The sequence below is a fragment of the Bacillus sp. FF-1 genome (assembly GCF_028548245.1).
Classification (GTDB): Bacteria; Bacillota; Bacilli; order Bacillales; family Bacillaceae_G; genus Bacillus_A; species Bacillus_A paranthracis.
On record NZ_JAQQGG010000004.1, the window covers coordinates 26,084 to 47,606 of the forward strand.

The following is a 21,523-nucleotide window of genomic DNA, read 5'->3' on the forward strand; positions in this document are numbered from 1 at the left end:
AATCAAAACATCAGTAGGCTAACACCTACTGATGTTTTGTTACATAGGGCAAAAGTTTCTGCCTAAAGAGGTGGTGTTTATGGGTAATGAAGAAAACGCCTGATTTTATTCTCATCATCGTTACACTTGCGTTGTTAACAATCGGAATGATTATGGTTTATAGTGCGAGTGCGGTTTGGGCCTCTTATAAAATGGGGGACTCATTCTTTTTTGCAAAAAGGCAATTGCTATTCGCAGGTCTTGGTGTAGTGGCTATGTTTTTTATTATGAAAATTGATTATTGGGTGTGGCGTACGTATTCAAAAGTAATTTTGCTAGTTTGCTTCATTCTTCTTATTCTCGTTCTTATTCCTGGAGTAGGTCTTGTTCGAGGAGGAGCGCGAAGTTGGATTGGAATCGGGGCATTTTCCATTCAACCGTCCGAATTTATGAAGTTTGCGATGATTATTTTCTTAGCGAAATTTTTAGCGGAACGACAAAAATTAATTACCTCTTTTAAACGTGGTTTACTACCAGCTTTAGGTTTTGTATTTCTTGCTTTCGGAATGATTATGTTACAGCCCGACCTTGGTACAGGGACGGTAATGGTTGGGACATGTATCATTATGATATTTATCTCAGGAGCAAGAGTCTTTCACTTTGCAATGTTTGGTTTGCTTGGTGTAGCAGGATTTGTAGGGCTAATTGCATCAGCACCGTATCGGATGAAACGTATTACATCATATTTAGACCCGTGGTCAGATCCGCTTGGAAGTGGATTTCAAATTATTCAATCGTTACTCGCAATTGGACCAGGTGGATTATTCGGGCTTGGACTTGGACAAAGTAGACAAAAGTTTCTTTATTTACCTGAACCGCAAACAGACTTTATATTTGCAATCTTATCCGAGGAATTAGGTTTTATTGGTGGTTCATTTGTGTTATTATTATTTAGTCTATTATTATGGCGTGGGATTCGTATAGCTTTAGGAGCGCCAGATTTATATGGTACGTTTTTAGCAGTAGGTATTGTGGCGATGATTGCGATTCAAGTAATGATTAATGTTGGTGTTGTAACAGGATTGATGCCTGTTACGGGTATTACTTTGCCGTTTTTAAGTTATGGTGGATCAAGTTTGACATTAATGTTAATGGCAGTAGGTGTATTATTAAATATAAGTCGCCATTCTCGCTACTAAACCCTGTTTTATAAGACAGGGTTTTTCGTATGTGTACGAAGAAACAATATGTATATAGAAATAAATACGACTGTAATAAGAAAAAGAGAAGCGGAGGAGTTAGTAGTGCGTGTATTAGTAAGTGGTGGGGGCACTGGAGGTCATATTTATCCGGCTCTTGCTTTAATAAGAGAAATAAAAAAATTAAATCCGGAAGCAAGGTTTTTATATATTGGTACGGAGAATGGATTAGAGAGCACAATCGTGCCCAAAGCAGGTATACCGTTTCAATCTATTGTTATAAGTGGATTTAAGCGTAAAATATCGTTAGATAACGTGAAAACGGTGATGCGTTTTCTAAAAGGTGTACAAGATAGTAAACGATATATTCGTCGTTTCAATCCAGATATTGTAATTGGAACAGGTGGATATGTATGTGGACCTGTTGTATATGCTGCGGCAAAATTAGGTATTCCAACTATTGTACATGAACAAAATAGTGTACCTGGTGTAACGAATAAATTTTTAAGCCGCTATGTTGATAAAGTTGCAGTTTGTTTTGAAGCGGCTGCAGAACATTTTCCGCAGTCAAAAGTGGTCATGACAGGAAACCCACGAGCGTCAGAAGTAATGGATCAAAATGGAATGAAAGGAAAACGTTCAGTAGGTTTATCTCTTCCTAAAAAATCCGTGCTTATTTTTGGTGGCAGCCGTGGGGCTAGACCAATTAACGATGCTTTCGTAGAGGCAATTGAACAGTTTGGAAATAAAAGTTACGAAATATTGTATGTAACAGGTGAAGTTCATTACGACAAAGTGATGGATGCAGTGAAGCAAAAAGGGAACCCGAATAATGTTATTATTAAACCTTTCATTCATAATATGCCAGAAGTACTTACAGGTGTAGACCTTGTTGTCTCAAGAGCTGGAGCAACAACACTTGCAGAATTAACAGCGTTAGGTAAGCCAAGTGTGTTAATTCCGAGTCCTTATGTAACAAATAACCATCAGGAAAAAAATGCACGTTCTGTTGTCGATAAAGGAGCAGCAAAAATGTTGCTTGAAAAAGATTTAACAGCTGAAACACTTATTCGTGATATTGACGAGATTTTATTAGATGCACAAACATTACAAAATATGAAGCTTGCTGCTGGGCAATTAGGTATTCCAGATGCAGCAAATAAGTTGTATGAAGTAATGAATAAGCTTGTAAAAAAATAACGTTAGGTGAACGCCCTGCATACTACTGTAATAAGGATGCTTAGTATGGGGGAGATTGTTTATGGAGCAATTAGTAAATGAGCTTATAGAAGCAAATGTTGGTCGCGTGTTAGTGGATGAACCGTTAGCACGTTATACAACTATGAAAATAGGTGGACCAGCTGATATTTTAATTGTGCCAAAGCATGTTGCCGGTATTGAAAAAACGTTGCAGTTAGTAAAGAAATATAAAACAAAGTGGACTGTAATTGGTCGCGGTTCGAACCTTCTTGTATCTGATCTAGGTATAGAAGGTGTCGTTATTCGTTTAGGAGAAGGATTAGACCACTTAGAAGTCGAAAAACATAGAGTAAGAGTTGGTGGTGGGTATCCCCTAATTAAATTATCAACTTTACTTAGTCGGCAAGGGTTAGCCGGTCTGGAGTTCGCAAGTGGTATTCCAGGAAGTGTTGGCGGTGCAGTGTATATGAATGCAGGAGCACATAATTCGGATATATCAAACATATTATCAAAAGCTCTTATTTTGTTTGAAGACGGAACAATTGACTGGTTAACGCATGGAGAAATGGAGTTTTCCTATCGTACATCTGTATTGCAAACGAAACGTCCTGGTATTGTTTTGGAGGCTGAGTTTCAATTGCAGATAGGAGAGCGTGAAGGAATTGTAAGTGTTATGCAAAAGAATAAAGATTACCGTCGTGAAACACAGCCATGGAATCACCCTTGTGCAGGAAGTGTGTTTCGGAATCCAACTCCATACTTTGCAGGAGATTTAATAGAAAAGGCGGGGCTTCGTGGTTATCAAATAGGTGGAGCTCAAATTTCTGAAATGCATGGGAATTTTATTATTAATACTGGGGGAGCCAGCGCGCAAGATGTCTTATCTTTAATTGCATTAATAAAACAAACAATTAAGGATGGATTTGGCGTAGAAATGCATACAGAAGTAGAAATCATTGGAAGATAACGGTTATTCGTTCCGCTCATTATCATTTATGTTATAATAAGAAGATAAGAACGGCATGAGGAACATGCCGTTCTTTATGTTACGTAGGGGGATCGTACATGAAAAATAGTAAAGTAATTAAACTACAGGATCGTGTACCAAAGTTAAAAAATCAACAGAAAAAAAAGAAGAAAAATGTTAATCATCGGTTGATTTTATACATATCAATTTTATTTCTATTAGTTCTCTTTTTAATTTATTTTCGGTCTCCGCTTAGCAATATAAAAAAGATAAGTGTGTTTGGAAATCATTATATGACAGATGAACAAGTGATGAAGGAATCAGGTGTGACGTATGATACAAGTTATTTCCGGGTGACAGCACATAAAGCTGAAGAAAATTTAACGAAACGAAAAGAAATTAAAGCAGTAAATGTAAAGAAACGTTTTCCAAATAAAATTGACGTTCATATTGAAGAATATTTAACGATTGGTTATATAAACAAAGAAGGGAAATTACAACCGTTATTAGAGAATGGGAAAACACTTGATGTACTCCCGAACGGAAAACTTCCTGTTGCAGCGCCAATTTTTGAACCTTTTAAAGAGGAAAAAATGAAGGAGTTAATTGCTGAGCTTGAAAAATTAACCCCAACTATTTTAAGGTCTATTTCTGAAATTCGTTATTCACCGACGAATGCGAATGAAGACCACCTTACTTTATATATGAATGAAGGGTATGAAGTGAGCACTACGATTCAAAATTTCGCAAAACGTATGGAAGCTTATCCACTTATCTTAAAAACAATTGAGCCGGGTAAAAAGGTATTAATTGACTTAGAAGTAGGGGCATATACGAAAGAATTAGGGGCGGAAGAAAAAAAAGAATAGAAAGATAGTGTTCGCTACGTTATTGTAGAAAAAACGAAACGAACGTTCTATTGGATGTGCCTGAATTTACAAGAATGGTTCATTTGATGAAAAAGATGTAAAAATTCTTAGATTCATACTAGGATTGGTACAAGTTTCACTTTTCTATGAGTACATCTTAGTGTAGACTTATACTTGGCGGTAATCTTTACACTTGAAATGGAATTATTTCAAGATAAGCAGTTATTCACAGTTTACTGCGATATTCTTAAATGAATGTTAAATAAAAATAAGAAAAATATAGGGTTAAAAAAGGGAAACGTATAAAGACGTTGAATATTTTTCTTATAAATAGTAAAGTTGCGATTGTTGTTCCATATATTGAGTTGTATGGTATAAATAAAGAAGGAGGTGCCAAAGAATGAACAGCAATGAAATATATGTTAGTCTTGACATCGGTACATCCAATGTTAAAGTCATCATTGGTGAAATGGTTAATGACAGCTTAAACATTATTGGTGTTGGAAATGTAAAATCAAATGGTTTAAAGAAGGGATCGATAGTTGATATAGACGAGACTGTTCGATCAATTAAAAAAGCAATTGAACAAGCTGAGCGCATGGTGGGAATCCACATTGAGCAAGTTGTAGTAGGTGTCAATGCAAACCAGGTACAACTACTTCCTTGTCACGGAGTAGTCGCTGTTTCAAATGAAGATCGTGAAATCGGGAATGAAGATGTCTTACGCGTTCTAGATGCAGCACAAGTTGTGTCAATTGCTCCAGAACGTGAGTTTATTGATGTGGTACCTCGACAGTTCATTGTAGACGGTCTTGACGAGATTAACGATCCACGCGGGATGATCGGTGTAAGATTAGAAATGGAAGGTACACTTATTACAGGCTCGAGAACTTTACTACATAACCTACTTCGTTGTGTAGAAAAAGCAGGTCTTGAAATTGTTGATATTTGTCTTCAACCTTTAGCGGCTGCAACAGTTGCTATATCTTCGGATGAAAAAAATAGAGGAGTAGCCCTTGTTGATATGGGCGGAGGATCTACAACTTTATCTATTTTTAAAGATGGAGAGTTACAAGCGACGAGCGTATTACCATTAGGTGGAGACCATATAACGAAGGATATTGCAATTGGGTTGAAAACTTCAACAGAAAATGCAGATCAAATTAAGTTGAAATATGGACATGCTTTTTATGATACAGCATCTGAAGAAGAGATGTTTACGGTTCCTATTATGGGAAGCGATCAAACAGAACAATATTCTCAGTTGGAATTATCGGATATAATAGAGGCTCGTGTAGAGGAAATTTTAATGTTTGTTCAAGATGAAGTGCGTAAGTTAGGAGTAAAGCAAGTAGCTTCTGGTTATGTACTAACTGGTGGAATTGCTTCTATGCCAGGTGTCCTTGATCTTGCATATGATATTTTACATGAAAATGTTCGTATAGCAACTCCTGATTATATTGGTGTGCGTGAGCCACAATATACAAGTGGAGTAGGATTAATTAAACATTCTTATCAAAAAGCTAAATTACGTGGGAAAAATGTACAGGAAAAGCAAGAGCATTTTGAACCAGTACCAGCACAAGCTCCAGCGCCGGTACAACAGCAACCTGCGAAACAAAAAACTCGTAATCAAAACAATAATAATCAAAATGATGACCGTATGATGTCAAAAGTAAAACGTGTATTCCGTTATTTATGGGATTAAAATTGGACACGAAAAATGAGGTTCTAGGGGGATTTCGACATGTTAGAGTTTGATACTACTCAAGATCAATTAGCGAATATAAAAGTTATCGGTGTCGGCGGTGGCGGAAACAATGCTGTAAACCGTATGATTGAACACGGTGTACAAGGTGTAGACTTTATCGCTGTGAATACTGATGCACAAGCATTAAATCTATCAAAAGCTGAAACAAAAATGCAAATTGGTGGAAAATTAACACGTGGACTTGGTGCAGGTGCAAACCCTGAAGTAGGGAAAAAAGCTGCAGAAGAAAGTAAAGAACAGATCCAAGAAGCACTTCGTGGTGCTGATATGGTATTCGTAACTGCTGGTATGGGCGGCGGAACTGGAACTGGTGCAGCGCCAGTTGTTGCTCAAGTGGCAAAAGAATTAGGTGCATTAACAGTTGGTGTTGTAACACGTCCATTTACATTTGAAGGACGTAAGCGTGCAACACAAGCGGCATCTGGTATTGCAGCATTTAAAGAAAATGTAGATACACTTATTGTAATTCCAAACGATCGCTTATTAGAGATTGTTGATAAAAACACGCCAATGTTAGAGGCATTCCGTGAAGCGGATAACGTATTACGTCAAGGTGTTCAAGGTATTTCTGATTTAATTGCAACACCAGGTTTAATTAACTTAGACTTCGCAGACGTAAAAACAATTATGTCTAATAGAGGTTCTGCTTTAATGGGTATTGGTTCTGGTAATGGAGAAAATCGTGCTGCTGAAGCTGCGAAAAAAGCGATTTCTAGTCCATTATTAGAAACATCTATTGATGGAGCTCAAGGTGTTATCATGAATATTACTGGTGGAGCTAACTTAAGCTTATATGAAGTACAAGAAGCGGCAGATATTGTAGCTTCAGCTTCAGATCCAGAAGTAAATATGATCTTCGGTTCGGTTATTAATGAAGGATTAAAAGATGATATCGTTGTAACTGTAATTGCAACTGGTTTTGATGATACAATTGCAACTCAACCACCAAAACCAATTATCCGTCCGAATGTGAATCACACGCAACAACAGCAACAGCCAGTAGCTCAACCACCAAAACAACGTGAAGTAAAACGTGAAATGAAGCGTGAAGAGCCAGTTGTACATGAGCGTCATTCAGATTCAGATGATATCGATATTCCAGCATTCTTACGTAATCGTCGTAGACGATAAAAGAAAAGGAGCATTTATGCTCCTTTTTTGTTTTATACGGGGAAAAGATCTGCCTAAGCAGGTCTTTTTTTATTTTATATATTTTAATCTATTTCGCTATTTGCCGGATAACATGATTGGTGCGTGGTGATTAAAGTTTCACTTTATATGTAAGTAAAAAGTATATAGCATTCTATGAAACATATACTTTTATTTTTTACCGACAGATTATGTCTAGAAAGCACAAAATAACAAAAAAACACCTCCGCAAATTGACACACTTTCCTATTGGATATGCATTATACTAGTCTCAACTTAAAAAAAGAGGTGAATTGTTTGGTTGTTTACGCCGACGTTGTTTGGTTGTTAAACGCCTGCATTGATTTTCTTTTACTTTTATTAACGGCTACCGTGTTAAAAAAGAAGATCAAAAGATGGAGGCTTGTGTTAGGGGCATTGATAGGTTCAACCATTGTTATTTTTGCCTTTACTCCTTTTGCTTCTATGATGACACATCCGATTATGAAACTACTGTACTCGTTACTTATTGTGTATACAGCATTTGGGTTTACAACATTTAGAAATTATGCACAAACTGTTTTTACTTTTTACTTTGTAACCTTTATGGTTGGCGGAGGATTAATGGGCACTCATTTCTTTTTGCAAACGAATGAAATGGTAAATGGGTTGGTTCAATCTCAATCAATTTCTTATGGTGACCCAATTAGTTGGTTGTTCGTTATTTTTGGTTTTCCAGTCATTTATTATTTTTCTAAAAAGCGTATTGAAAGCGTAGAGGTTACAAAAATACACTATGATCAAATTGTGAAATTGAAAATTCAATTAGCTGAAGAGGAACTAGAACTCGCAGGTTTAATTGATAGTGGGAATCAACTTTACGACCCGTTAACGAAAACACCTGTTATGATTATGCATATTTCATCGTTAGAACATTGTTTACCAGCTTGGTTAACAGAACAAATTTATTCCAAAACAGAGATTCCTCAAATACCAGAAAATGATTCTGGGTGGGCGACAAAATTACGCTTAATTCCTTTCCGAGCAGTAGGAGTAGAGAATCAATTTTTATGGGCAATTAAGCCAGAAAGTGTACAAATTTATCATGAAGGTAGTTCTATTGTCGTCAATAAAGTATTGATTGGATTAAATACACAACAGTTGTCAACCAATGGAGAGTATCAATGTATTGTGCATCCGAAAATGTTAATTTCGCAAAAAATGGTAATTGCTTAATAATGGGAGGCGGGATAATATGATGAAATTAAAATTTTATTTAGTATACCTTTGGTATAAAGTATTGTTGAAATTAGGAATTAAGACCGATGAAATTTATTACATTGGTGGAAGTGAAGCGTTACCACCACCGTTAACGAAAGAAGAAGAGGAAGTTCTTTTGAATAAATTGCCAAAAGGAGATCAGGCAGCAAGGTCGTTACTGATTGAACGCAATTTACGGCTAGTTGTATATATAGCAAGAAAGTTTGAAAATACAGGGATAAATATTGAAGATTTAATTAGCATTGGAACAATTGGGCTTATTAAAGCGGTAAATACATTTAATCCAGAAAAGAAAATAAAATTAGCAACATATGCATCACGTTGTATAGAAAATGAAATTTTAATGCATTTGCGCCGGAATAATAAAAATCGTTCAGAAGTTTCTTTTGATGAACCGCTTAACATCGATTGGGACGGGAATGAACTTTTATTATCAGATGTATTAGGGACAGACGATGATATTATTACAAAAGATTTAGAAGCTACTGTTGATCGTCATCTTCTAATGAAAGCATTACATCAATTAAATGATCGTGAAAAACAAATTATGGAACTTCGGTTTGGGCTTGCAGGAGGAGAGGAAAAGACGCAAAAAGATGTAGCGGATATGCTTGGGATTTCACAGTCATACATTTCGCGTTTAGAAAAAAGAATCATAAAAAGATTACGAAAAGAATTTAATAAAATGGTGTAAAGAATAAGACCAGCCGTTATGTAGGCTGGTCTTATTCTCTTTCGTTGTATGAGGAAGGACAACGAAAATGAAAAATGAAGAGAAAACCGCATGCATAAAATCTCCTTCAAAGGAAATACTTTACACTGTACAGCAACTCCCGATAGGAGGGAACACTTTGACGAGAAACAAAGTAGAAATTTGCGGTGTTGATACAGCTAAACTTCCCGTACTAAAAAATGATGAAATGCGTAAATTATTTCGTGAAATGCAAAGTGGAGAGATAAGCGCAAGAGAGAAATTAGTGAATGGAAACTTACGTCTTGTACTGAGCGTCATCCAAAGATTTAATAACAGAGGAGAATATGTTGACGATTTATTTCAAGTTGGTTGCATCGGACTTATGAAATCCATTGATAATTTTGATTTAGGCCAAAATGTAAAATTTTCAACGTATGCTGTGCCGATGATTATTGGGGAAATACGCAGATATTTGCGTGATAACAATCCGATTCGCGTATCTCGTTCATTACGAGATATTGCGTATAAAGCGTTACAAGTAAGAGAAAAGTTGATTGCAGAAAATTCAAAAGAACCAACAGCAATGGATATTGCAAAAGTGCTTGAAGTGACTCATGAAGAAATCGTTTTTGCTTTAGATGCAATTCAAGATCCAGTTTCATTATTTGAGCCGATTTATAACGATGGGGGAGATCCTATCTTTGTTATGGATCAGTTAAGTGATGAAAAACAAAAGGACGAGCAGTGGGTTGAAGAGCTAGCACTAAAAGAAGGAATGAAGCGTTTAAATGATCGTGAGAAAATGATTATTCGCAAACGTTTCTTCCAAGGGAAAACACAAATGGAAGTTGCAGAAGAAATTGGGATTTCTCAAGCACAAGTGTCACGTTTAGAGAAATCAGCTATTAAACAAATGAATAAGACAATTCAAGGATAAGGTTTCACCATTTATGGTGAAACCTTTTTATATGTCATATAGTTTGTTTGCGCTCATAGTAGGGTAGCTGTGTTCATATAATGAAAATAATATGAAGTGGGTAAGAGGTTGCTTCCTGTTCATTTGAGAAACAATGTTTTTTCGATTCGTCATATATAAGGGAGAGGATGAAAGTGATACAAATTTCGGAATTGCAGATGAAAGATATAATAAATGTTTCAGACGGAAAAAGGCTGGGTAATATTGGTGATATTGAAATTGATATGAACACAGGGAAGATCGATTCTATTATTATTTCTAAACAGGCACGTATGTTTGGGATTTTTGGGAAAGACGTAGAAATTGTAATTCCTTGGAAAGAAATTGTGAAAATTGGGGAAGATGTCATACTTGTTAGAGTAAATCCTGTTAATTCTGTAACAGAATCAATACAAACACCGACAATTTCATAAAGAATATTACAAATTCCTCTTTTTTTTCTGTTAGGATTATGAAAAAATAAAAGTATGGTAAAATAGACAGGAAGTACCATGCTTTTTTATGTTATTTTAATTAAAAGGAGCCGCTGTTATGAGAGAACCATTTAAATATGTGGACGGTATACTGTATTTAGAAGCGTGGAAAGAACTTGGAAACATTACTGCTGGATTTACGACAAAAGATGGTGGGATAAGTACGGGCTCCTTTCATGCAATGAATTTAGGATTACATGTGAATGATATTGCCGAGAACGTTCATGAAAATAGACGCATTTTAGCAAATAAGTTACAAAAACCATTAGAAAACTGGATTTGCTCTGAACAAGTTCATGATCATCATGTTGAAAAAGTAGGACAACAGGAAAAAGGAAGTGGCGTTTATTCATATGAAGACGGCATTTCAAAAACAGATGGCATTTATACGACTAATAATGATGTTCTTTTAACATCTTGTTATGCTGATTGTGTTCCACTCTATTTTTATGCACCATCACATGGTATGATAGGACTTGCGCATGCTGGATGGAAAGGGACTGTAAAAGAGATTGCAAAAGAAATGATTCAAAAATGGAATGCAGAAGGGATTTCGAGTGATGAAATTCATGTTGCGATTGGACCAGCAATTGGATCTTGTTGTTATGTTGTTGATGATCGAGTGTTAACAGCAGCAGAGCAAGTAGTAAACGGTTCTGTTCCTTATAAAAAAGTTTCTGACGGACAGTACGCAATTGATTTAAAAGAAATTAATCGTATATTATGTGTACAAGCAGGCATAAAAGAAGAGAATATTGTAATGTCATCTCTTTGTACAAGCTGTGAAGAACAACTGTTTTTCTCTCACCGTCGTGATCAAGGTAAGACAGGGAGAATGTTGAGTTTCATAGGTTTTAAGGAGGATGAAAGCAAGTGACAGTACAAACAAATTTAACAACTGTAAACGAAGCAATTAAACAATCTTGCGCGCGAGCGGGACGTTCTTTGCAAGATATTAAACTCGTTGCAGTTACAAAAACGGTAGGAATTGAAAAAACAAACGAAGTAATTGAAGCAGGAATTATCGATTTAGGTGAAAATAGAAATGAAGGTTTCTTACAGAAGTATGAACATTTCGGTTCAAAAGTGAATTGGCATTTTATTGGATCATTACAAACGAGAAAAGTAAAAGAAATCATTAATGAAATCGATTATTTACATTCATTAGATCGTCTTTCACTTGCAAAAGAAATTCAAAAACGTGCGGATAAGAAAGTGAAATGTTTTATTCAAGTGAAAACATCATCTGAAGAATCAAAGCAAGGATTGGCAATAGAAGAAACCGTTTCTTTTATTCAAAGTTTGCAAGAATTGGATAAGATTGAAGTGGTTGGACTAATGACAATGGCTCCGTTTACAGAAGAAGAGGAAGAAATCAGACGCTGTTTTAAGACATTACGTATGCTACAAACAGAGGTGCAGGAGTTAGAATTATTACATGCGCCATGTAAAGAATTATCAATGGGAATGTCTAATGATTACACGATTGCAATTGAAGAAGGTGCTACATACATTCGTTTGGGGACGATTTTAGTAGGAAAAGCGTAAAAGGAAGGAGAATCTTATTATGAGTTGGTCAAAAGTAAAATACTTCTTTTTTGATACACCTGAAGAAAAAGAAGCAGCTCAATATAGTTATGAAAAGGAGCAAACGGACATGAAGAAGCAGCAAGATCCGCCAGAACAACAAGATGTTACGTTTCCAAAAGCGCAAACGAAACAAAATGTTGTGAGCATTGAAACAGCGAAGCAATCCTCAAAAGTTGTTTTATTAGAACCACGCACATATTCGGAAGCGCAAGGAATTGCGGACCATTTAAAAGGTAGACGAGCTGTTGTAATTAATTTACAACGAATGTCTACGGATCAAGCTGTACGTATCGTTGACTTTTTAAGTGGTACTGTATACGCTATAGGCGGGGACATTCAAAAAATAGGACCGAAAACATTTATGTGTACGCCTGAAAATGTAGATATAGTTGGTGCAATTTCAGAGTTATTCGGTGAAGAAGAAGACACAAATATAAAGAGGTGGTAATACGCCATGGAAACCGTTTTAAGACTTTTAGTTTATGCTATCGAGATTTACTCGTGGGCACTTATTATTTACATTCTCCTATCATGGTTCCCAGGTGCAAAGGAATCAACTTTCGGAGAGTTTCTTGCGCGTATTTGTGAACCATATTTAGAACCATTTCGCAGATTTATTCCGCCGCTTGGTATGATTGATATTTCGCCACTCGTTGCGATCTTTGCTTTAAGACTTGCGACAAATGGTTTAATAAGTTTATTCGGCTATTTCTTATAGTAAGAGGTTATATGTATGAGCATCTACGAGCATTTTAGACCTGATGAAGTGGTCTTTGTGGATAAAGTGTTAGAGTGGAAGCGAGCAGCGGAGTACCATCAAGTGAAATTAACAGATTTCCTTGATCCAAGGCAACAACAAATTGTCACGATGGTAATAGGCCAAGGGGATGTTGCTGTACAATTTGATGGTGCAACGTCTCAAGCAGAGCGCAAAAGAGCACTCATTTATCCGGACTATCTAGTAATAAATGAAGAGGAATTTCAAGTAGAAGTATTGGAAATTGACTATCCTTCCAAGTTTTATACGCTAGAGCATAGGCAAATATTAGGTACATTTATGTCTCTCGGTTTAACGAGAGAAAAATGTGGTGATATTTTGCTTCAAGAAGATCGTGCCCAAATTGTAGTCGCGAAAGAAGTTGTATCTTATATTGAGATGAACTTACAATCTATAGGAAAAGTGAAAGTCTCCTTATCACCAGTGCAAGGGGAAAAAATTCTACAGATACAAGAAACGTGGGGGGAGAAATCCGGAACGGTTTCTTCACTTCGTTTAGATGTTATGTTAGCTGAAATGTTACATATATCTAGGCAAAAAGTACAACCTTTCATAAAAAATGGTTTAGTAAAAGTGAATTGGAAAACAGTGGAGCAAACCTCTTATGAATGTTATCCAGGAGATGTTTTTTCAGTGAGAGGATATGGACGCAGTAAATTGTTTTCTGTAGAAGGTAGAACAAAGCGCGACAAATGGAGAATTTTGTATGGTATACTAAAATGATTGGTTTTTTAGAAGGAAATCCTCCTATTTTGTCGAAGAAAAGATATAATTGAAAGAGGAAATTTAGATAACTACTTGGAGGTGGCGTTGTGCCGTTAACACCATTAGATATTCATAACAAAGAATTTGGTCGCGGATTCCGTGGCTATGATGAGGATCAAGTAAATGAGTTTCTTGATCAAATTATCAAAGATTATGAATTAGTCATTCGTGAGAAAAAAGCTTTAGAAGAACAAGTTGCGCAATTAGAAGGGAAGTTAGATCATTTCTCTAATATTGAAGATACGTTAAACAAATCTATCGTTGTTGCACAAGAAGCAGCGGAAGAAGTAAAACGTAATGCCCAAAAAGAAGCGAAATTAATTGTACGTGAAGCTGAAAAGAATGCAGACCGTATTATTAACGAAGCTTTAGTAAAATCAAGAAAAGTTGCTTTTGATATTGAAGAGCTAAAGAAACAAGCGAAAGTATTCCGCACTCGTTTCCGTATGTTATTAGAAACACAGCTTGAAATGTTAAACAACGATGATTGGGATAAACTAATTGAGTTAGAAGACGAAGTAGACGAGCTGTTGAAAAAAGAAGAAACAGTGTAAGCTTGACGTTTTTCTCATTATTACATATAATTTTATACAACATATTTATTAAGAAAAACGAAGATAGGGATAAGTACCTTTTTCATACCTTATATAGCGAACTGAGGATGGTGTAAGCTCAGGATAAGGAGATAATGGGAATATCACCCTGGAGTTCCGCGCTGAACAAATAGAGTAAGCGTAGGCGTATATTCGCGTTAAGAATATAAAGAGGATTGTATACATACGTATAGAATCTACTAGGGTGGTACCGCGGGAGACTTTCTCGTCCCTTTTTGGGATGAGAAAGTCTCTTTTTTATTCCGTTTTTTAGGTCTTTCTTTTATACATGTAAGGAGGAATTGAGCATGGAGTACAAAAATACATTACTAATGCCAAAAACAGAGTTCCCGATGCGTGGGAATTTACCAAAACGTGAGCCTGCAATGCAAGAAAAGTGGGCGGAAATGAATATTTATGAAAAGGTACAAGAACATACGAAAGGTCGTCCTTTATTTGTACTGCATGATGGACCTCCATATGCGAATGGTGACATTCATATGGGACATGCATTAAATAAAGTATTAAAAGACTTTATCGTTCGTTATAAATCAATGACTGGTTTCTGTGCACCATATGTCCCAGGTTGGGATACACACGGTTTACCAATTGAACAAGCTTTAACAAATAAAGGTGTGAAGCGTAAAGAAATGACAGTTGCTGAGTTCCGTAAGTTATGTGCAGAGTATGCATATGAACAAGTAGAACGTCAGCGTGAGCAATTTAAGCGTTTAGGTGTACGTGCTGATTGGGATAACCCATACATTACCTTAGAGCCAGCATATGAAGCACAACAAATTAAAGTGTTTGGTGATATGGCGAAAAAAGGTTATATCTATAAAGGGCAAAAGCCAGTTTATTGGTCACCAACGAGTGAATCAGCTTTAGCAGAAGCTGAAATTGAATACCAAGATAAAAAATCTGCATCTATTTACGTAGCATTTCCTGTAAAAGATGGAAAGAACGTATTAGAAGGTGATGAGAAATACATTATCTGGACAACAACGCCTTGGACGTTGCCTGCAAACTTAGGTATTTCTGTTCACCCAGAACTTGAATACGCTATTGTAAAAGTAAATGATGAAAAATATATTATTGCTTCTGAACTATTTGAGACAGTTGCAAAAACGTTAGAGTGGGAAAACGCTGAAGTTGTGAAAACAGTAAAAGGTAGCGAGCTTGAGTATACAGTTGCAAAGCATCCATTCTACGATCGTGATTCATTAGTTATGCTAGGAGATCACGTAACAACAGATGCAGGTACAGGTTGTGTTCATACAGCACCAGGACACGGGGAAGATGACTTTATTGTTGGTAAAAAGTATGGCTTAGAAGTACTTTGTCCAGTTGATGATAAAGGTGTATTAACAGAGGAAGCACCTGGATTTGAAGGCTTATTCTATGATAAAGCTAACAAGCCAATTACAGAAAAATTAGAAGAAGTAGGCGCATTACTGAAGCTAACATTCATTACGCATTCATATCCACATGATTGGAGAACGAAAAAACCTATTATTTTCCGTGCGACAGCACAGTGGTTTGCATCTATTGAAGCATTCCGTAAAGAGTTATTAGAAGCTGTTGCGGAAACAAAATGGGTACCAGCATGGGGCGAAACTCGTCTTCATAACATGGTTCGTGACCGTGGTGACTGGTGTATTTCTCGTCAACGTGCATGGGGTGTGCCAATACCTGTATTCTATGCTGAGAATGGTGATCCAATCATTACGGATGAAACAATTAACCATGTAGCTGATTTATTCCGTGAACACGGTTCTAACGTATGGTTTGAGCGTGAAGCGAAAGATCTATTACCAGAAGGATTTACACATCCAGGTAGCCCAAATGGTGAATTCCGTAAAGAAACAGACATCATGGATGTATGGTTCGACTCAGGTTCTTCTCACCAAGCAGTATTAGAAGAGCGCGATGACTTACAACGTCCAGCAGATTTATATTTAGAAGGATCTGACCAATATCGTGGTTGGTTTAACTCTTCATTATCGACAGCAGTTGCTGTAACAGGAAAAGCGCCATATAAAGGCGTACTAAGCCACGGTTTCGTATTAGATGGTGAAGGACGTAAAATGAGTAAGTCGATTGGAAACATCGTCGTACCGAAGAAAATTATGGATCAATTAGGCGGAGATATTTTACGATTATGGGTATCTTCTGTTGACTATCAATCTGATGTACGTATTTCGGATGATATTTTAAAACAAGTAGCAGAAGTGTATCGTAAAATCCGTAACACATTCCGTTTCTTATTAGGAAACTTAGACGACTTTAAGCCAAGTGAAAATACAGTAGCTATAGCTGAACTTCGTGAAGTAGATCGTTACATGTTAGTGAAATTAAATGACTTAATTACAAAAGTAAAAGAAGCATATGAGACATACGACTTCGCTGCTGTATATCATGCAATTCATAACTTCTGTACAATTGATTTAAGTTCATTCTACTTAGACTTTGCAAAAGACATTTTATACATTGAAGGTGCGAACCATGAAGATCGTCGTGCAATTCAAACTGTATTATATGATGTTCTTGTTGCATTGACGAAACTTGTAACACCAATCTTACCGCATACAGCTGATGAAGTATGGCCATACATTCCAGGTGTAACAGAAGAAAGTGTACAATTAACTGATATGCCAGAAGCTGTACAATTAGATGGTGCAGAAGCATTAAAAACAAAATGGGATGCATTTATGACATTGCGTGATGACGTATTAAAAGCGTTAGAAGTAGCTCGTAATGAAAAGGTAATCGGTAAGTCATTAAATGCAAGCATTACGCTATATCCAACTGCAGAAATGAAAGCTATGTTAGAGTCTATTAACGAAGACTTAAAGCAATTATTCATCGTTTCTGAGTACAAACTTGGTGGTATGATGGAAGAGGCGCCAGCAGATGCACCGAAGTATGAACATACAGCGGTTGTTGTTGTTCAAGCAACTGGTGAAACATGTGAACGTTGTTGGGTAGTTTCAGAAACAATTGGTAAAGATGCTGAACATGAAACATTATGTGAGCGTTGCGCAACGGTTGTTAAAGAAAATTATGTAAAATAATAAGGGGTGACTGCACGTAAAGTGCAGTCATTTTTTTGGTTAACAGTATATTGAAATAACTTTCACTCTCTTTCCTATGAAGGAAAAATGTGTGAGAGGTAAGCATATAAATTTCGGACACACTAATCGTACATTGCAACTGGGAGGAATGTACACGTGAATGAAATGTATATGGAAATCAAAGAAGAATTGCAATTGATGCGAAAAGAGTTACAAGAGAGGCTAGCTAAAGAGGTTATGTACAAATATAATACAGAGTTTAGCGAAGAGCTTGGGTATGAAATTAAGGAAGAGATAAAGAAAAAACTTTTATTACATGATATAAAAGAGGATTTAAAAGATGTAGAACGTGCATTATTTAAAATGGAAATAGATATGTATGGTATTTGTGAAGACACAGGGAGAGTAATGTCGGTAAAACAAATGAAAACGATGCCGACTGCACGTACCATTCATGAATTTTTCTATGAAAAAGTAAATGTATGAATGTGCACAACGATATTATATTACCTTTTTTTAATTTATTTTATTCTTCTATAAAGGTTCATTGTGAAAAGGTTGCAGCTATGCTAAAATTTTGAGGTACACTGTCTTTGTGGGGGAAATGAAAATGATATATTATGTAATAGCGTTATTTGTCATTGCCATCGATCAAATATCGAAATGGCTAATTGTAAAGAACATGGAATTGGGTACGAGTATTCCGATTATCGATAATGTATTATACATAACATCACATCGAAATAGAGGAGCTGCTTGGGGTATTTTAGAAAATAAAATGTGGTTTTTCTACATTATTACAGTCGTTTTTGTAGCATTTATCGTATTTTATATGAAAAAATATGCAAAAACAGACAAGCTTCTAGGAATTTCATTAGGTCTAATTTTAGGCGGAGCAATTGGTAATTTTATTGATCGTGTATTTAGACAAGAAGTAGTGGATTTCATTCACGTGTATATTTTCTCGTACAACTATCCAGTATTCAATATCGCTGATTCAGCATTATGTATTGGTGTTGTATTAATTATTATTCAAACATTATTAGAAGGCAAGAAAACGAAGGAGTAATTGAATGAGTGAAGTAGTACAAGTAACAGTTGCAGAAGAACAAAAAAATGAGCGAATTGATAAATTCGTTGCAGGAATAAATAATGAATGGTCACGTACACAAGTACAACAATGGATTAAAGATGACGTTGTTACAGTTAATGGAAAAGCTGTAAAAGGGAATTATAAAGTTAGAGAAAATGATGAAATTACAGTGACGATTCCTGAGCCAGAAGAGTTAGATATTCAGCCAGAAGATATGAATTTAGAAATTTATTATGAAGATGCAGATGTACTTGTTGTTAATAAGCCGCGTGGTATGGTTGTGCATCCAGCACCAGGTCATACAAGTGGTACACTTGTGAACGGTCTTATGCACCATTGTACAGACTTATCAGGCATTAATGGTGTGATGCGTCCGGGTATCGTACATCGTATTGATAAAGATACGTCTGGTCTATTAATGGTTGCTAAAAATGATATGGCACACGAATCACTTGTAAATCAACTTGTAGCAAAAACAGTAACGAGACGTTACAAAGCGATTGTACACGGTGTTATTCCGCACGATAAGGGAACGATTGATGCTCCGATTGCTCGTGATAAGAAAGAACGCCAAAGTATGACGGTTGATGAAAATGGTAAGCATGCTGTTACGCATTTCCAAGTGTTAGAGCGATTCAAAGATTTCACACTTGTAGAATGTCGCTTAGAAACAGGGCGTACACATCAAATTCGTGTTCATATGAAATATATTGGCTATCCACTTGCAGGAGATCCAAAGTATGGACCAAAGAAAACATTAGATATGAACGGACAAGCACTTCATGCAGGTATTTTAGGCTTTGATCATCCTCGTACTGGTGAATATATTCAGTTTGAGGCACCGATTCCAAAAGTGTTTGAAGACGCATTAAATATTTTGCGAAAATAGTATTGACAAATCATAAGAAAACTGAGATACTGACAACAGTTAAATAATGATCCTTTAACACAGCCCCGTGAGGTTGAGAAGGTAACGGTTTGAAATGCATAGGGTATGCTATACCCTTTTTCAAAAGTCCTCTCGCACACGCTGAGAGGACTTTTTTTATACCATTACTCTCACGCAAGAAAAAAGCTTGGAGGTGTAGAGCATGCAAGAGAAAGCTGTCGTTTTAGATGACCAAATGATTCGCCGCGCTTTAACACGAATTAGTCATGAAATCGTGGAACGAAATAAAGGTGTCGATAATTGTGTTCTTGTCGGAATTAAAACTCGTGGAATTTTTATTGCACAACGTTTGGCAGAACGAATTGGTCAAATTGAAGGAAAAGAAATAGAGGTTGGAGAGCTAGACATTACGTTATACCGTGATGATTTAACGCTACAATCGAAAAATAAAGAACCACTTGTAAAAGGTTCTGATATCCCTGTAGATATTACGAAGAAAAAAGTTATCCTTGTGGATGATGTATTATATACAGGCAGAACTGTTCGAGCAGCAATGGATGCTCTTATGGATTTAGGTAGACCATCACAAATCCAACTAGCGGTTCTTGTTGATAGAGGTCATCGTGAACTACCAATTCGCGCTGATTATGTAGGAAAGAACATTCCAACATCAAGTGAAGAGCGTATCGAAGTTGATTTGCAAGAGACAGATCAACAAGATCGAGTAAGCATATACGATAAGTAAAGCCCTTTTAAATGTAGTCCTGTGAGGCTGCCAAAGGGTCTTGGCTTTCATATGTCAAATTTGGCATACGAAAGTGTAGGACTCTTTGTGCACAGGCACAAAGAGTTTTTTTATTGCAAAGATTTAAACTGAAGGAGGATGTAACAATGGAACAAAAGCCAGTGTTAGACGTTAATGAAGTACCGAAACCGGGAAAATGGTTATTTTTAAGTATACAACATTTGTTCGCGATGTTTGGATCAACAGTGCTTGTTCCGTTTTTAACAGGATTGAATCCGTCAGTAGCATTAATATCAAGTGGATTAGGAACGTTAGCGTTTCTTCTTATAACGAAAGGTCAAGTACCTGCCTATCTAGGATCATCATTCGCCTTTATCGCACCGATTATAACAGCGAAAACGGCAGGGGGACCTGGAGCAGCAATGCTTGGTGGTTTGCTAGCAGGACTTGTATACATCTTAATCTCACTCGGAATTAAGAAATCAGGATCAGAGTGGATTATGAAATTACTACCACCAATCGTAGTTGGTCCAGTAGTAATGGTAATCGGGCTAGCTTTAGCACATACAGCAGTTAACATGGCGATGAATGGTGCGGATGGCAAATATAGCTTTACACACTTTTCAGTAGCATTAGTAACATTAGCAATTACAATTATATGCTCAATATTCGGAAGAGGATTTTTCAGTATCATACCAGTGTTACTTGGCATTATCGGCGGATATATCTTCGCTTACTTCCAAGGGTTAGTAGACTTAAAGCCGGTAGCTGAGGCAAAATGGTTTGTTGTACCAGATTTCACAGTACCATTTGTAACATACACACCAGAGTTTTCATGGAAGATTGTACTCTTGATGGTACCAGTTGCACTAGTAACAATTTCAGAACATATCGGACATCAAATTGTATTAGGAAATGTTATTAAAAGAGATTTAATTAAAAAACCAGGTTTACACCGTTCAATCTTCGGTGATGGAGTAGCCACATTAATCGCATCACTAATCGGTGGACCACCGAATACAACGTATGGTGAAAACATCGGTGTGCTAGCAATTACAAGAGCGTACAGTGTATACTTATTCATCGGTTCAGCGGTATTCGCAATCATGTTCGGATTTATCGGTAAGATTTCTGCACTGATTCATTCGATCCCCACACCAGTTATGGGTGGTGTATCAATCTTACTATTCGGTGTAATCGCATCAAGCGGATTACGCATGATGGTAGACGATAAAACAGATTTAAGTGACAAACGAAACTTAATGATTGCATCAGTAATACTAGTAATCGGTATTGGTGGAGCGGTACTTCACGTAGGAGAATCATTCCAAGTAGAAGGAATGGCACTAGCAGCAATTGTAGGTGTACTGTTAAATCTACTACTACCGGAAACGAAACAAATAAAACAATCTAAGCAGATTGCTTCATAATAATAACCTTTTAATTCAGTCCTGTGAGA

Annotated in this window: 22 protein-coding genes and 1 other annotated feature; all 22 genes read left to right on the top strand. The window is 36.5% G+C overall.

From position 1 onward, the window contains the following. Positions 1 to 86: 86 nt before the first annotated feature. The 22 genes from spoVE (at position 87) to uraA (ending at position 21,494) form a co-directional block, all read left to right on the top strand. Positions 87 to 1,178 carry a stage V sporulation protein E gene (gene spoVE, locus PQF83_RS15450; protein ID WP_000753510.1) on the top strand — a complete coding sequence of 364 codons (1,092 nt, stop codon included), beginning with the start codon at positions 87 to 89 and terminating at the stop codon, positions 1,176 to 1,178. A gap of 105 nt (positions 1,179 to 1,283) precedes the next feature. After that, positions 1,284 to 2,378, top strand: coding sequence for an undecaprenyldiphospho-muramoylpentapeptide beta-N-acetylglucosaminyltransferase (murG, locus tag PQF83_RS15455; protein WP_001265415.1), 1,095 nt, complete (start codon positions 1,284 to 1,286; stop codon positions 2,376 to 2,378). A gap of 61 nt (positions 2,379 to 2,439) precedes the next feature. After that, positions 2,440 to 3,345, top strand: coding sequence for a UDP-N-acetylmuramate dehydrogenase (gene murB / locus PQF83_RS15460; protein WP_000437040.1), 906 nt, complete (start codon positions 2,440 to 2,442; stop codon positions 3,343 to 3,345). A gap of 98 nt (positions 3,346 to 3,443) precedes the next feature. Further along, positions 3,444 to 4,214, top strand: coding sequence for a cell division protein DivIB (gene divIB, locus PQF83_RS15465; RefSeq protein WP_000798230.1), 771 nt, complete (start codon positions 3,444 to 3,446; stop codon positions 4,212 to 4,214). A 400-nt stretch (positions 4,215 to 4,614) separates the two neighbouring features. Then, entirely contained in the window at positions 4,615 to 5,922 is a 1,308-nt protein-coding gene (ftsA, locus tag PQF83_RS15470) for a cell division protein FtsA (RefSeq protein WP_001087555.1), read from the top strand. 39 nt (positions 5,923 to 5,961) lie between these two features. Next, positions 5,962 to 7,116 carry a cell division protein FtsZ gene (gene ftsZ, locus PQF83_RS15475; protein WP_000888991.1) on the top strand — a complete coding sequence of 385 codons (1,155 nt, stop codon included), beginning with the start codon at positions 5,962 to 5,964 and terminating at the stop codon, positions 7,114 to 7,116. 315 nt (positions 7,117 to 7,431) lie between these two features. Continuing rightward, positions 7,432 to 8,349: a sigma-E processing peptidase SpoIIGA gene (spoIIGA, locus tag PQF83_RS15480; protein WP_000261993.1), complete on the top strand. Its 918-nt coding sequence runs from the start codon at positions 7,432 to 7,434 to the stop codon at positions 8,347 to 8,349. Between the two features lie 19 nt (positions 8,350 to 8,368). Further along, positions 8,369 to 9,088 (top strand): RNA polymerase sporulation sigma factor SigE, encoded by a 720-nt coding sequence (sigE, locus tag PQF83_RS15485; RefSeq protein ID WP_000976948.1) that lies wholly within the window; start codon positions 8,369 to 8,371, stop codon positions 9,086 to 9,088. Positions 9,089 to 9,245: 157 nt separating this feature from the next. Further along, positions 9,246 to 10,025: an RNA polymerase sporulation sigma factor SigG gene (gene sigG / locus PQF83_RS15490; protein ID WP_000197753.1), complete on the top strand. Its 780-nt coding sequence runs from the start codon at positions 9,246 to 9,248 to the stop codon at positions 10,023 to 10,025. A gap of 167 nt (positions 10,026 to 10,192) precedes the next feature. Then, positions 10,193 to 10,477, top strand: coding sequence for a YlmC/YmxH family sporulation protein (locus PQF83_RS15495; protein ID WP_001998116.1), 285 nt, complete (start codon positions 10,193 to 10,195; stop codon positions 10,475 to 10,477). A gap of 118 nt (positions 10,478 to 10,595) precedes the next feature. Beyond that, entirely contained in the window at positions 10,596 to 11,414 is an 819-nt protein-coding gene (pgeF, locus tag PQF83_RS15500) for a peptidoglycan editing factor PgeF (protein ID WP_001208999.1), read from the top strand. Next, positions 11,411 to 12,085, top strand: a complete 675-nt coding sequence (locus tag PQF83_RS15505) for a YggS family pyridoxal phosphate-dependent enzyme (RefSeq protein WP_000218169.1) — start codon at positions 11,411 to 11,413, stop codon at positions 12,083 to 12,085. Before pgeF ends, PQF83_RS15505 begins: the two co-directional genes overlap by 4 nt. A gap of 19 nt (positions 12,086 to 12,104) precedes the next feature. Continuing rightward, positions 12,105 to 12,575, top strand: a complete 471-nt coding sequence (locus PQF83_RS15510) for a cell division protein SepF (RefSeq protein ID WP_000119138.1) — start codon at positions 12,105 to 12,107, stop codon at positions 12,573 to 12,575. A 6-nt stretch (positions 12,576 to 12,581) separates the two neighbouring features. Continuing rightward, a complete protein-coding gene (locus tag PQF83_RS15515; RefSeq protein ID WP_000450920.1) occupies positions 12,582 to 12,845 on the top strand; it encodes a YggT family protein in 264 nt (87 codons plus the stop codon). A 15-nt stretch (positions 12,846 to 12,860) separates the two neighbouring features. After that, positions 12,861 to 13,628: a YlmH family RNA-binding protein gene (locus PQF83_RS15520; RefSeq protein WP_000029725.1), complete on the top strand. Its 768-nt coding sequence runs from the start codon at positions 12,861 to 12,863 to the stop codon at positions 13,626 to 13,628. 89 nt (positions 13,629 to 13,717) lie between these two features. Next, a complete protein-coding gene (gene divIVA / locus PQF83_RS15525; protein ID WP_001131612.1) occupies positions 13,718 to 14,224 on the top strand; it encodes a septum site-determining protein DivIVA in 507 nt (168 codons plus the stop codon). A gap of 51 nt (positions 14,225 to 14,275) precedes the next feature. Beyond that, positions 14,276 to 14,500 (top strand) — a binding site (T-box leader). 71 nt (positions 14,501 to 14,571) lie between these two features. Then, positions 14,572 to 17,337 carry an isoleucine--tRNA ligase gene (gene ileS2, locus PQF83_RS15530; protein ID WP_000455923.1) on the top strand — a complete coding sequence of 922 codons (2,766 nt, stop codon included), beginning with the start codon at positions 14,572 to 14,574 and terminating at the stop codon, positions 17,335 to 17,337. 156 nt (positions 17,338 to 17,493) lie between these two features. Then, positions 17,494 to 17,823, top strand: a complete 330-nt coding sequence (locus tag PQF83_RS15535) for a molecular chaperone DnaK (RefSeq protein WP_001004664.1) — start codon at positions 17,494 to 17,496, stop codon at positions 17,821 to 17,823. Between the two features lie 124 nt (positions 17,824 to 17,947). Further along, positions 17,948 to 18,406: a lipoprotein signal peptidase LspA gene (gene lspA, locus PQF83_RS15540; RefSeq protein ID WP_000642177.1), complete on the top strand. Its 459-nt coding sequence runs from the start codon at positions 17,948 to 17,950 to the stop codon at positions 18,404 to 18,406. 4 nt (positions 18,407 to 18,410) lie between these two features. Continuing rightward, entirely contained in the window at positions 18,411 to 19,319 is a 909-nt protein-coding gene (locus tag PQF83_RS15545; protein WP_000005840.1) for an RluA family pseudouridine synthase, read from the top strand. Positions 19,320 to 19,521: 202 nt separating this feature from the next. Further along, positions 19,522 to 20,064 (top strand): bifunctional pyrimidine operon transcriptional regulator/uracil phosphoribosyltransferase, encoded by a 543-nt coding sequence (gene pyrR / locus PQF83_RS15550; protein WP_001156487.1) that lies wholly within the window; start codon positions 19,522 to 19,524, stop codon positions 20,062 to 20,064. Positions 20,065 to 20,210: 146 nt separating this feature from the next. Beyond that, positions 20,211 to 21,494 carry a uracil permease gene (gene uraA / locus PQF83_RS15555; RefSeq protein WP_000435929.1) on the top strand — a complete coding sequence of 428 codons (1,284 nt, stop codon included), beginning with the start codon at positions 20,211 to 20,213 and terminating at the stop codon, positions 21,492 to 21,494. Positions 21,495 to 21,523: the final 29 nt, after the last annotated feature.